This is a genomic window from Enterobacter cloacae complex sp. 677-3DZ2D5B, assembly GCF_004136695.1.
GTDB classification, from domain to species: domain Bacteria; phylum Pseudomonadota; class Gammaproteobacteria; order Enterobacterales; family Enterobacteriaceae; genus Enterobacter; species Enterobacter hormaechei_C.
In genome coordinates, this window is record NZ_QFLS01000001.1 from 406549 (window position 1) to 418864 (window position 12316).

Consider the following 12316-nt stretch of genomic DNA (forward strand, 5'->3'; position numbering starts at 1 on the left):
AGATTAAACATGACTGAATCTTTTGCTCAACTGTTTGAAGAATCCTTAAAAGAAATCGAAACCCGTCCGGGTTCCATCGTTCGTGGCGTTGTTGTTGCTATCGACAAAGACGTTGTACTGGTTGACGCCGGTCTGAAATCTGAGTCTGCCATCCCGGCTGAGCAGTTCAAAAACGCCCAGGGCGAGCTGGAAATCCAGGTAGGTGACGAAGTTGACGTTGCTCTGGACGCAGTAGAAGACGGCTTCGGCGAAACCCTGCTGTCTCGTGAGAAAGCTAAACGTCACGAAGCATGGATCACGCTGGAAAAAGCTTACGAAGAAGCTGAAACTGTGGTCGGTGTTATCAACGGCAAAGTTAAAGGTGGCTTCACTGTTGAGCTGAATGGTATTCGTGCGTTCCTGCCAGGTTCTCTGGTAGACGTTCGTCCAGTCCGTGACACCCTGCACCTCGAAGGCAAAGAGCTTGAGTTCAAAGTAATCAAGCTGGACCAGAAGCGTAACAACGTTGTTGTTTCCCGTCGTGCCGTTATCGAATCCGAAAACAGCGCAGAACGCGATCAGCTGCTGGAAAACCTGCAGGAAGGCATGGAAGTCAAAGGTATCGTTAAGAACCTCACTGACTACGGCGCATTCGTTGACCTGGGCGGCGTTGATGGCCTGCTGCACATCACCGACATGGCGTGGAAACGCGTTAAGCACCCAAGCGAAATCGTGAACGTGGGCGACGAAATCACTGTTAAAGTGCTGAAGTTCGACCGCGAGCGTACTCGTGTATCCCTCGGCCTGAAACAGCTGGGCGAAGATCCATGGGTAGCTATCGCTAAGCGTTACCCAGAAGGTACTAAACTGACTGGTCGCGTAACCAACCTGACTGACTACGGCTGCTTCGTTGAAATCGAAGAAGGCGTTGAAGGTCTGGTGCACGTTTCCGAAATGGACTGGACCAACAAAAACATCCACCCATCCAAAGTTGTTAACGTTGGTGATGTAGTGGAAGTGATGGTTCTGGATATCGACGAAGAACGTCGTCGTATCTCCCTGGGCCTGAAGCAGTGCAAAAACAACCCATGGCAGCAGTTCGCGGAAACCCACAACAAGGGTGACCGTGTTGAAGGTAAAATCAAGTCTATCACTGACTTCGGTATCTTCATCGGCCTGGACGGCGGCATCGATGGCCTGGTTCACCTGTCTGACATCTCCTGGAACGTTGCAGGCGAAGAAGCAGTTCGTGAATACAAAAAAGGCGACGAAATCGCAGCAGTTGTTCTGCAAGTTGACGCAGAGCGTGAGCGTATCTCCCTGGGCGTTAAACAGCTTGCAGAAGATCCGTTCAACAACTGGGTTGCACTGAACAAGAAAGGCGCAATCGTAAACGGTAAAGTGACTGCTGTTGACGCTAAAGGCGCAACCGTAGAACTGGCTGACGGCGTTGAAGGTTACCTGCGCGCTTCCGAAGCTTCACGTGACCGCGTTGAAGATGCAACTCTGGTTCTGAGCGTTGGTGACGACGTTGAAGCTAAGTTCACCGGTGTTGACCGTAAGAACCGTGCAATCAGCCTGTCTGTTCGTGCTAAAGACGAAGCTGATGAGAAAGATGCAATCGCAACTGTGAACAAACAGGAAGATGCAAACTTCTCTAACAACGCAATGGCTGAAGCTTTCAAAGCAGCTAAAGGCGAGTAAGTTCAGGTTCGCACCATCATTTGAGCTGTAACGCATTTACAGCGCGAAGGATGGAGAGCAGACTTGACAGATTGCAGGATTCGTCCTGTAATCAATAACAAAGGGCGGCTACGGCCGCCCTTGTTTAATAAGCTGTTCAGCTAATGGGTTTGAAAGGAACCGGAGGAATCATGACCAAGTCAGAATTGATTGAAAGACTTGCCAGTCAGCAACCGCATATCCCTGCCAAGGCTGTGGAAGATGCCGTTAAAGAGATGCTGGAGCATATGGCTACCACTCTTGCCCAGGGCGAGCGCATTGAAATCCGCGGTTTCGGTAGTTTTTCCCTGCACTATCGTGCACCACGTACCGGGCGTAACCCGAAGACTGGCGATAAAGTGGAGCTGGAAGGAAAGTATGTTCCGCACTTTAAGCCGGGTAAAGAACTGCGCGATCGCGCCAATATTTACGGTAACTGAGTTTAATCATCAGGGTTAAACTGAGTTTAAAGAAAGCACCTTAGGGTGCTTTTTTTGTATCCCGCCCCTGCATTTCTGAATACGCGCCGCATTTAAATTTTCTCTTTACTGTAAACGCTAAAAAACGTTGCAGCGTCCGCTGTAAATCACGCCTTTTCTGTCTGACGACGCATCAGTCCCGCCGCATAATCGCCTGAAACATGGAGGTGAAGATGGGGATCCACGTTATCAGTATGTGCGCCATTCTGGCCATAATCCCGCTCTATTGGTTACCCGTTTTGCCAGATTTGCATATTGTCTGGTTGCTGATTGCCGCAGGAATTGCGTTATCAGTACAGCAGAGAAAATGGCTCAGGTTTTCAGGCCTCGCATTGCTTTTTATGTGCTGGGGGATCCTGGCCGCTCAGGAAAGCGTGTGGCCGATGAACCATTTAACGAAAGTTCCGCAGCAGGCCGAGGTGGTCATTACCGCAACGGACGGCGCAACGATGCATCAGGGAAGGATTATCAGCCTCAATGGAGAACGTGTGTGGGCTGCCATGGGCTTGGCGCTGTATGGCAACTATCTGCCGCAAAACGTCTGCGTGGGTCAACGCTGGGCAATGACCCTGCGGCTCAGGGCGGTACACGGAGAACTCAACGATGGCGGCTATGATTCACAGAAAAATGCCTTTGCCCGACATCAGACGCTGAGTGGAGGGTTTACCCATGCGGCGCTCGTTGACGAAGGCTGTAGCCTGCGTGCGCAGTACCTGACATCACTACAGAGTACGCTTTCAGCATATCAGTGGGGACCTGTGATACTGGGGCTGGGAATGGGGGAGCGGCTGTCGGTCTCGCGGGAGATAAAAAACCTGATGCGTGAGACCGGAACGATGCATCTGATGGCAATCTCGGGATTGCATATTGCGCTGGCCGCTTCTGTCATCTGGTTTCTGGCGCGAGGCATCCAGTTCTTCCTGCCGGGCCGCTGGATTATCTGGCAAATCCCCTTGCTGGCAGGGCTGATTTTTGCCGCGTTTTACGCATGGCTAACAGGCTTACAGCCGCCTGCGCTGCGCACGGTTATCGCGCTTGTGGTACTGGCGGTGTTAAAAATGAGCGGTCGCCAGTGGTCGCCCTGGCAGGTATGGCTTACCTGCGTGGCGGCGATCTTGGTTTTCGATCCACTGGCGGTCCTGTCACAAAGCCTGGCGCTATCAGCGTTTGCGGTCGCCGCGCTTATTTTTTTGTATCAGTGGTTGCCTCTCCCGCTCTGGCAACGTGGCCGGTGCCTGCGGCCGCTGGTTACGCTGTTGTATTTGCAGGTCGGTATGCTGCTGCTTCTGTTGCCGCTTCAGGTGCTGATTTTCCATGGTTTCAGTCTCTCCTCGCTGGCGGCGAATCTGTTTGCCGTTCCTCTGGTCACGTTTATCTCAGTTCCGCTGATCCTGCTCGGCATGTTTCTGCATCTGTTTCCGGTGGCGACGCTGGAAAGTATCGTCTGGCTGGCTGCCGATAAATCTCTGGCAGGGCTTTTCTGGCTATTGATGCGTTTACCGAATGGCTGGCAGGACGTTGATGAACGCTGGCAATACCTGACGTTACTGCCATGGCTGCTGATCATTGGCTGGCGATTCAGGGCCTTCAGCGCAGTACCCGCAGTCTGTCTGGCAGGCAGCGTGGTGCTGGCATTTCCCCTCTGGCACAGGGCCAAAACAGACAGCTGGTCCCTGCATATGCTGGATGTAGGGCAGGGGCTGGCGATGGTCATTGAGCGTCACGGGAAGGCCATTCTGTATGACACTGGGTTGGCATGGCCCGGTGGGGACAGCGGGCAGCAGCTGATTATCCCCTGGCTACGCTGGCATCATCTGAGGCCGGAAGGGGTGATCCTGAGCCATGAACATCTCGACCACGCGGGGGGACTGGCATCGCTAAAAGCTGCCTGGCCCGCAATGTGGATCAGAAGCCCCTTATCCTGGGCCGGGCATCTTCCTTGCTTTCGTGGAGAGCGATGGCAGTGGCAGGGTTTAACGTTCTCCGTGCACTGGCCACCCGAAAATACCTCGGCAAAAGGTAACAACCGCTCCTGCGTGGTAAAAATCGATGACGGCGAACAAAGCGTTTTACTGACCGGAGATATTGAAGGGCAGGCAGAACTGGCAATGCTGAGCCACCGCTGGCGTCAACTAGCGTCTACACTGATTCAGGTGCCGCATCATGGAAGTAACACGTCATCTTCAACACCGCTGCTACAGCGCGTGGAGGGACAGGTTTCGCTGGCCTCGATGGCCCGCTATAACGCGTGGCGTTTCCCTTCCATCAAAGTAGTCAGGCGCTATCGAACTGAGGGATATCTCTGGCTTGATACTCCGCAGTCCGGACAGATATCTGTGACGTTTTCGCACCAAAGTCGGCAAATTCGCCGCTTACGTGAACACTATTTACCGCGTTGGTATCATCAGTGGTTTGGCGCGCCCGTAGATAACGGGTAGAATATGCGGCTATTTCAACAAATGCTGGTTTTTTGAATGCATAACGACAAAGATCTCTCCACGTGGCAAACGTTCCGCCGGCTCTGGCCGATGATTGCTCCTTTCAAAGCAGGCTTGATCGTGGCGGGCGTAGCGTTAATCCTCAACGCAGCCAGCGATACGTTTATGTTATCGCTTCTCAAACCGTTACTGGATGACGGTTTCGGTAAAACGGATCGTTCAGTGCTGCTATGGATGCCGCTGGTGGTTATTGGGCTGATGATCTTACGCGGAATCTCCAGCTATGTATCCAGCTACTGCATCTCCTGGGTATCCGGTAAAGTGGTGATGACCATGCGCCGTCGGTTATTCAGCCATATGATGGGGATGCCGGTCTCATTCTTTGACAAGCAGTCAACCGGTACCCTGCTGTCGCGTATTACCTACGATTCAGAGCAGGTTGCGTCGTCCTCTTCCAGCGCACTGATTACCGTTGTGCGTGAAGGCGCATCCATCATCGGCCTGTTCGCGATGATGTTCTATTACAGCTGGCAACTGTCGCTGATCCTTATTGTGCTGGCGCCGATTGTCTCCATCGCGATCCGCGTGGTATCAAAGCGTTTTCGCAACATCAGTAAAAATATGCAGAATACGATGGGGCAGGTGACTACCAGCGCCGAGCAGATGCTGAAAGGCCATAAGGAAGTGTTGATCTTCGGCGGTCAGGAAGTCGAAACCAAACGCTTTGACAAGGTCAGCAACAGAATGCGTCTGCAAGGGATGAAAATGGTATCGGCCTCGTCGATTTCCGATCCGATCATTCAGCTGATTGCCTCTCTGGCCCTGGCCTTCGTCCTGTATGCCGCAAGCTTCCCGAGCGTCATGGAAACCCTGACTGCGGGTACCATTACCGTGGTGTTCTCATCCATGATTGCGCTGATGCGTCCGCTGAAATCGCTGACTAACGTCAACGCCCAGTTCCAGCGCGGGATGGCAGCCTGTCAGACGCTGTTCAGCATCCTCGATTCCGAACAGGAAAAAGATGAAGGTACACGCGTGATCGAGCGCGCTAAAGGCGACCTGGAATTCCGTAACGTGACCTTTACCTATCCAGGCCGTGAAGTGCCGGCGCTGCGTGATATCAGCCTGTCCATCCCGGCGGGTAAAACCGTCGCGCTGGTCGGTCGTTCCGGTTCGGGCAAGTCGACCATTGCCAGCCTGATTACCCGTTTCTACGATATCGACCAGGGCGAGATCCTGCTTGATGGTCACGACCTGCGGGAATATACCCTCCAGTCGCTGCGTAACCAGGTCGCGCTGGTCTCGCAGAACGTGCATCTGTTCAACGATACGGTGGCGAACAACATTGCGTATGCCCGTACCGAAGAGTACAGCCGTGAAGAGATCGAGAATGCGGCGCGTATGGCCTATGCGATGGACTTCATTAACAAAATGGATAACGGTCTGGATACGATCATTGGCGAAAACGGGGTGCTGCTCTCCGGTGGTCAGCGTCAGCGTATCGCGATTGCCCGTGCGCTGCTGCGCAACAGTCCGATTCTGATCCTCGATGAAGCAACGTCCGCACTGGATACGGAATCTGAACGCGCTATCCAGTCTGCTCTGGATGAATTACAGAAAAACCGTACCTCGCTGGTTATCGCGCACCGTCTGTCGACCATCGAACAGGCTGACGAAATCGCGGTGGTGGAAGATGGCGTGATCGTTGAACGCGGCAGCCATGCGGACCTGCTGGAACAGCGTGGTGTTTACGCGCAGCTTCATAAAATGCAGTTCGGTCAATGATTGCACGCATCTGGTCGGGTGAATCCCCTCTGTGGGTGCTGCTTCTCCCGCTCTCCTGGCTGTATGGCCTGGTGAGCGGTGCTATTCGTCTGCTTTACCGCCTTGGGATCAAGCGCGCCTGGCGCGCACCGGTACCGGTAGTGGTGGTCGGCAACCTGACGGCGGGTGGAAACGGCAAAACCCCGGTGGTGATCTGGCTGGTAGAACAGCTCCAGAGGCGCGGTATCCGCCCGGGAGTTGTCTCACGCGGTTACGGTGGTAAAGCGGCGCAGTATCCACTGGTGCTGAGCCCAGCTACGACAACCGCTGAAGCCGGCGATGAGCCGGTACTGATTTACCAGCGTACAGGCGCGCCGGTTGCGGTATCGCCGGTGCGCAGTGATGCCGTAAAGGCACTGCTTGCGGAGCATGACGTACAAATCGTTATTACCGATGATGGTTTGCAGCATTACGCGCTGGCGCGAGACAAAGAGATCGTGGTCATTGACGGCGTTCGGCGTTTTGGCAACGGCTGGTGGCTACCAGCCGGTCCAATGCGCGAGCGTGCGTCGCGCCTGAAGAGCGTCGATGCCGTGATTGTGAACGGTGGTGAAGCCAGAGCGGGCGAAATCCCGATGCATCTTCGTCCCGGACAGGCCGTGAATATGCTGACCGGCGAGCGTAAAGACGTCGCGCAACTGGAACATCTGGTTGCGATGGCCGGTATAGGTCATCCGCCGCGTTTCTTCGCAACGCTGGAGCAGTGCGGCGCGCGGCTGGAAAAACGGGTGCCGCTGGCCGATCACCAGGCGTTAGTTGCCGAAGAGGTTGAAAGGCTGGCAGCGCCGGGCCAGACGCTGATCATGACGGAAAAAGACGCGGTAAAATGCCGGGCCTTTGCGAAAGAAAACTGGTGGTATCTGCCGGTTGACGCTGAACTCAGCGACGAACAGCCGGAACATTTGCTCAAGGAACTGCTCGCGTTAGTGCAGTAACTTCTACGTGGTTCCGGTGGCGCTTTGACTGACAGGAAAACGCATGTCTCTACCGCAACTCTCACTTGCAGCCGCACGAAACCTGCATCTTGCCGCCCAGGGGCTTCTGAAAAAGCCCCGCCGCCGCGCGCAGCCAGCTGATATCCTCTCTACCGTGCAACGCATGTCGTTGCTGCAAATCGACACCATTAACATCGTGGCGCGTAGCCCGTATCTGGTCCTGTTTAGCCGCCTGGGAAACTATCCTCCGCAGTGGCTGGATAATGCGCTGAGTCAGGGCGAACTGATGGAATACTGGGCGCATGAAGCCTGTTTTCTCCCGCGCAGCGATTTTGCACTGGTGCGTCACCGCATGCTCGCCCCGGACAAAATGGGCTGGAAATACCGCCAGGAGTGGATGGTGGAACACGCGGATGAAATAGAGCAACTGATTGCCCATATTCAGGAAAACGGTCCGGTACGCTCCGCGGATTTTGAACACCCGCGAAAAGGCGCCAGCGGATGGTGGGAGTGGAAACCGCACAAACGCCATCTTGAAGGGCTGTTTACGTCGGGCAAAGTGATGGTGGTCGAGCGCCGCAACTTTCAGCGCGTCTATGACCTCACGCACCGCGTTATGCCTCACTGGGACGATACGCGTGACCTGCTGTCTCAGGACGTAGCCGAAGCCATCATGCTCGGGAACAGCGCCCGCAGCCTTGGCATCTTCCGCCCGCAGTGGCTGGCGGATTATTATCGTCTGCGTCAGCCGCAGCTAAAACCACTGCTCGAAACGTGGCAGCGCGAACAGCGCGTCATGCCGGTCTCGGTAGAGTCGTTAGGTGAAATGTGGCTGCATGCGGATTTGTTCCCTCTGCTGGCGCAGGCGCAGGAGGGCAAACTCCAGGCGACCCACAGTGCCGTGCTGTCGCCGTTCGACCCCGTTGTCTGGGACAGAAAGCGGGCCGAACAGCTGTTCGATTTCAGCTACCGTCTGGAATGCTACACCCCGGCGCCCAGGCGTCAGTATGGTTATTTTGTTTTGCCGCTGCTGCACAAAGGACAGCTTGTCGGGCGCATGGACGCTAAAATGCACCGTAAAACCGGCATGCTTGAAATTATCGCGCTCTGGCTGGAAGAGGGCATAAAGGTGACGGCTGGCCTGGAAAAAGGGTTAACGACTGCGCTCAGTGAATTTGCGCGCTGGCAGGGGGCGCATGAAATTGTACTCGGTCGCGTGCCTGTGGAGCTGTTTGCGACCTGTCGAGATGGCTGGGAAACAGACACTCCCTGAAAAGGGAATATGATAAGCTTTAGGGATTACCCATACGGAGGAACTATGGATCACCGTTTACTAGAAATTATTGCCTGCCCGGTGTGCAACGGCAAACTGTATTACAGCCAGGATAAACAAGAGCTGATTTGCAAACTGGACAGCCTGGCGTTCCCGCTGCGTGACGGTATTCCGGTCCTGCTGGAAAATGAAGCCCGTTCACTGGTGGCAGAAGAGATCAAACCATGAGTTTTGTTGTCATTATCCCTGCGCGTTATGCTTCAACGCGCCTGCCAGGTAAACCGCTGGTGGATATCAATGGCAAACCGATGATTGTGCATGTCCTTGAACGGGCACGCGAATCGGGCGCCGGACGTGTCATCGTCGCCACCGATCACCCGGATGTCGCGCGAGCGGTTGAGGCCGCGGGTGGGGAAGTGTGCATGACCCGTGCCGATCATCAGTCAGGCACCGAGCGCCTGGCGGAAGTCGTCGAAAAATGCGGTTTCAGCGACGAGACGGTGATTGTGAACGTGCAGGGCGATGAGCCGATGATCCCGGCGGCGATTATCCGTCAGGTGGCCGACAACCTGGCTCGGCGTCAGGTCGGGATGGCAACCCTCGCGGTGCCGATTCACCACGCTGAAGAGGCGTTCAATCCGAATGCGGTGAAAGTGGTCATGGACGCAGAGGGCTACGCGCTCTATTTCTCCCGCGCCACCATTCCGTGGGATCGCGATCGTTTCGCGCAATCGAAAGAGACAATCGGCGAAACCTTCCTGCGCCACATCGGTATTTACGGCTACCGCGCCGGCTTTATTCGTCGCTACGTCGCCTGGGCACCAAGCCCGCTGGAGCATATTGAAATGCTCGAACAGCTTCGCGTGCTGTGGTACGGCGAGAAAATTCACGTTGCGGTTGCCCAGGAAATCCCAGGCACCGGCGTGGATACCCCTGAAGATCTCGAGCGCGTACGCGTCGAAATGCGTTAATTCGCTGGCATCCCCTCGTCTGGGGGGATGCTCTCCCGCCAGGCGATTTTCCTTTTCTTTTTCATTATTGATCTCTACCGGGTGACATCCGGGTTTCGCGCGCTCATTATAAAAGCAGTAGTCTTAATGGGGGTAATCTCATATGGAACAGCTGCGTGCTGAACTCAGCCATCTCCTTGGCGAAAAGCTAAGCCGGGTGGAATGCGTGAATGAAAAGGCCGATACCGCACTCTGGTCGTTGTATGACAGTCAGGGAAACCCCATGCCGCTGATGGCCAGAAGTTTTACCTCGCCGGGCGTCGCCAGACAGCTGGCCTGGAAAATGTCGATGCTGGCGCGGGAAGGGACTGTCCGTATGCCGACGGTCTACGGCGTGATGACCCATGAGGAGCATCCCGGCCCGGATGTTCTGCTTATCGAGCGTTTACGCGGGGTTTCTGTTGAAGCCCCGACGCGTACACCGGAGCGCTGGGAACAGCTGAAAGATCAGATTGTCGAGGCTCTGCTTGCCTGGCATCGGCAGGACAGCCGGGGTCTTGTTGGCGCGGTAGACAGCACCCAGGAAAACCTGTGGCCGCTGTGGTATCGCCAGCGTGTCGAAGTGCTGTGGGGCACGCTGAACCAGTTCAACAACACCGGCTTAACGATGCAGGACAAACGTATTCTGTTCCGCACCCGGGAATGTCTGCCGACGCTGTTTGAGGGTTTTAACGACAACTGCGTGCTGGTTCACGGCAACTTCACGCTACGCAGTATGCTTAAAGACTCGCGCAGCGACCAACTGCTGGCGATGGTCGGGCCGGGGATCATGCTCTGGGCGCCGCGCGAGTACGAACTGTTCAGGCTGAGCGAGGGCGGGGCGGCGGAAGATTTGCTCTGGCACTATCTTCAGCGCGCCCCCGTTGCGGAGGCCTTTCTCTGGCGACGCTGGCTCTATCTTCTCTGGGATGAGGTGGCGCAACTGGTCAACACCGGGCGCTTTAATCGCGCCAGTTTCGATCTGGCCGCAAAATCACTCCTGCCCTGGCTTGCCTGACGAACCCTTAAGCCACTGCCACAAGCGGCCAAGCGTCTCGTAGCCGACGCGGTCGCTGTGCATCAGCCATACCGGGGATGGGATTATCCGTTCCCACGGATTGAGCGGGGCGTCAATAGCCATCTGGTTTGCCGGAGCAGGAAGCGGATGCAGGCCCTGCTTCTCAAAGAAAATCATTGCGCGCGGCAGGTGTGAAGCAGAGGTCACCAGCAGGAACGGTACATCACCGATGGCCTGTTTCACCGCCGCCGCCTCTTCTTCGGTATCTTTTGGGCTATCCAGCGTGATGATGGCGGAACGAGGTACGCCAAGCGATTCAGCCACTCTTGCTCCTGCTTCAGCGGTACTGACCGGGTTGGTTTTTGCCGCAGCGCCCGTGAAGATCATCTTCGATCCAGGATTGGCCAGCCACAGGCGGATCCCCTCGTTCAGGCGCGGCAGGCTGTTGTTGATCAGGTTCGAGCTGGGCGCCCAGTTCGGATCCCAGGTATACCCGCCGCCCAGCACCACGATATAGCCCACCTTCTGATTTCCCTGCCACGTCGGGTAGGTGTTTTCAATCGGACGTAATAAACCGTCAGCGACCGGTTGCAGGCTGAGTAACAGCAGCGCCAGCCAGCCCACGGTAACGAGGGATTTACCGCTTTTCTGAAAGCGGCTAAACCATATCATTGCCAGCCCCAGCGCGATGAGAAGCAACAGCAGGGGAAGGGGAAGCATCATGCCTCCGATATATTTTTTTAGGGTAAAAAGCATCCTTTTTGGTTCCTTTTTTAACCATACAGCAGGCGATTGTCGGTGATATTACACCAGAGTGGTTCATTCTCCGCGCGGGTGTGACAAAATAGCGGTTTTGCAGTGAGTGGAACCCTCCCAATGCGGGATCGCAATTTTGATGACATCGCGGAAAAGTTTTCGCGCAACATTTATGGCACCACCAAAGGTCAGCTTCGTCAGACGATCCTCTGGCAGGATCTGGACAAGCTGCTGGCTGAATTCGGTGACCGACCGTTGCGCGTGCTGGATGCCGGCGGTGGGGAAGGTCAGACTGCAATTCTGATGGCGCAGCGGGGACATCACGTCACGCTTTGCGATCTTTCTGCCGAGATGGTTGCGCGCGCCGGGCGAGCGGCAGAAGAGAAAGGTGTGAGCGACAACATGCATTTTATACATTGCGCCGCTCAGGACATTCCGCAGCATTTGGAAACACAGGTTGATCTGATATTGTTTCATGCTGTGCTCGAATGGATCGCCGAACCCCAGGCGATGTTAAAAACGCTGTGGTCGATGTTGCGCCCGGGCGGTGCGTTATCGCTGATGTTTTACAATGCCAACGGCCTGCTAATGCGAAACGTGCTGGTCGGCAATTTTGGCTACGTACAGCAGGGCATGTATAAAAAGAAACGACGCACGCTTTCACCGGATTTCCCCCGTGAACCGCAGCAGGTCTATGGCTGGCTGGAGGAGATCGGTTGGGAAATTACCGGCAAAACCGGCGTGAGGGTGTTTCATGATTATCTGCGTGATAAACAAAAACAGGATGACTGTTTAGACGCCTTAACAGAAATAGAGACGCGGTACTGCCGCCAGGAGCCTTATCTGAGCCTTGGCCGCTATATACACGTCACCGCGCGCAAGCCGCAGATGCAAGGATAATCT

Annotated in this window: 11 protein-coding genes; 10 read left to right on the forward strand and 1 reads right to left on the reverse strand. The window is 55.3% G+C overall.

Annotated elements, in window-relative coordinates:
* The first annotated feature begins 9 nt into the window (after window positions 1–9).
* The 9 genes from rpsA to DD597_RS02030 all read left to right on the forward strand — a co-directional run bounded on the left by rpsA (window position 10) and on the right by DD597_RS02030 (window position 10657).
* On the forward strand, window positions 10–1683 hold the full coding sequence (gene rpsA, locus DD597_RS01990) for a 30S ribosomal protein S1 (protein ID WP_003858235.1): 1674 nt from the start codon (window positions 10–12) through the stop codon (window positions 1681–1683).
* 170 nt (window positions 1684–1853) lie between these two features.
* Window positions 1854–2141, forward strand: coding sequence for an integration host factor subunit beta (gene ihfB / locus DD597_RS01995; protein ID WP_003858233.1), 288 nt, complete (start codon window positions 1854–1856; stop codon window positions 2139–2141).
* Window positions 2142–2353: 212 nt separating this feature from the next.
* Entirely contained in the window at window positions 2354–4618 is a 2265-nt protein-coding gene (locus tag DD597_RS02000) for a ComEC family protein (protein WP_129255907.1), read from the forward strand.
* A gap of 36 nt (window positions 4619–4654) precedes the next feature.
* The gene (gene msbA, locus DD597_RS02005) at window positions 4655–6403 is read left to right on the forward strand and encodes a lipid A ABC transporter ATP-binding protein/permease MsbA (protein WP_129255908.1); all 1749 of its coding nucleotides are present in this window, start codon (window positions 4655–4657) and stop codon (window positions 6401–6403) included.
* Entirely contained in the window at window positions 6400–7377 is a 978-nt protein-coding gene (lpxK, locus tag DD597_RS02010) for a tetraacyldisaccharide 4'-kinase (protein ID WP_129255909.1), read from the forward strand. The genes msbA and lpxK overlap by 4 nt, the downstream gene beginning before the upstream one ends.
* Before the next feature lie 43 nt (window positions 7378–7420).
* Window positions 7421–8650 (forward strand): winged helix-turn-helix domain-containing protein, encoded by a 1230-nt coding sequence (locus DD597_RS02015; RefSeq protein ID WP_063401718.1) that lies wholly within the window; start codon window positions 7421–7423, stop codon window positions 8648–8650.
* Window positions 8651–8695: 45 nt separating this feature from the next.
* The gene (gene ycaR, locus DD597_RS02020) at window positions 8696–8878 is read left to right on the forward strand and encodes a protein YcaR (RefSeq protein WP_003858220.1); all 183 of its coding nucleotides are present in this window, start codon (window positions 8696–8698) and stop codon (window positions 8876–8878) included.
* A complete protein-coding gene (gene kdsB, locus DD597_RS02025) occupies window positions 8875–9621 on the forward strand; it encodes a 3-deoxy-manno-octulosonate cytidylyltransferase (RefSeq protein ID WP_003858218.1) in 747 nt (248 codons plus the stop codon). The genes ycaR and kdsB overlap by 4 nt, the downstream gene beginning before the upstream one ends.
* Before the next feature lie 142 nt (window positions 9622–9763).
* Complete coding sequence (locus DD597_RS02030; protein ID WP_003858216.1) at window positions 9764–10657, forward strand: YcbJ family phosphotransferase; 894 nt, start codon at window positions 9764–9766, stop codon at window positions 10655–10657.
* Here DD597_RS02030 and elyC read toward each other — a convergent pair.
* Window positions 10634–11413 (reverse strand): envelope biogenesis factor ElyC, encoded by a 780-nt coding sequence (gene elyC, locus DD597_RS02035; protein WP_003858214.1) that lies wholly within the window; start codon window positions 11411–11413, stop codon window positions 10634–10636. The genes DD597_RS02030 and elyC overlap by 24 nt on opposite strands.
* Before the next feature lie 120 nt (window positions 11414–11533).
* On the opposite strand from elyC, the gene cmoM reads away from it, so the two are divergent.
* Window positions 11534–12313, forward strand: coding sequence for a tRNA uridine 5-oxyacetic acid(34) methyltransferase CmoM (gene cmoM, locus DD597_RS02040; RefSeq protein WP_003858212.1), 780 nt, complete (start codon window positions 11534–11536; stop codon window positions 12311–12313).
* Window positions 12314–12316 lie beyond the last annotated feature (3 nt).

Excerpts from the sequence above, each read along its gene's own strand:
- rpsA (WP_003858235.1), top strand. The coding sequence starts at position 10 with ATGACTGAATCTTTTGCTCAACTGTTTGAAGAATCCTTAAAAGAAATC.
- ihfB (WP_003858233.1), top strand. The coding sequence starts at position 1,854 with ATGACCAAGTCAGAATTGATTGAAAGACTTGCCAGTCAGCAACCGCAT.
- DD597_RS02000 (WP_129255907.1), top strand. The coding sequence starts at position 2,354 with ATGGGGATCCACGTTATCAGTATGTGCGCCATTCTGGCCATAATCCCG.
- msbA (WP_129255908.1), top strand. The coding sequence starts at position 4,655 with ATGCATAACGACAAAGATCTCTCCACGTGGCAAACGTTCCGCCGGCTC.
- lpxK (WP_129255909.1), top strand. The coding sequence starts at position 6,400 with ATGATTGCACGCATCTGGTCGGGTGAATCCCCTCTGTGGGTGCTGCTT.
- DD597_RS02015 (WP_063401718.1), top strand. The coding sequence starts at position 7,421 with ATGTCTCTACCGCAACTCTCACTTGCAGCCGCACGAAACCTGCATCTT.
- ycaR (WP_003858220.1), top strand. The coding sequence starts at position 8,696 with ATGGATCACCGTTTACTAGAAATTATTGCCTGCCCGGTGTGCAACGGC.
- kdsB (WP_003858218.1), top strand. The coding sequence starts at position 8,875 with ATGAGTTTTGTTGTCATTATCCCTGCGCGTTATGCTTCAACGCGCCTG.
- DD597_RS02030 (WP_003858216.1), top strand. The coding sequence starts at position 9,764 with ATGGAACAGCTGCGTGCTGAACTCAGCCATCTCCTTGGCGAAAAGCTA.
- elyC (WP_003858214.1), bottom strand. The coding sequence starts at position 11,413 with ATGCTTTTTACCCTAAAAAAATATATCGGAGGCATGATGCTTCCCCTT.
- cmoM (WP_003858212.1), top strand. The coding sequence starts at position 11,534 with ATGCGGGATCGCAATTTTGATGACATCGCGGAAAAGTTTTCGCGCAAC.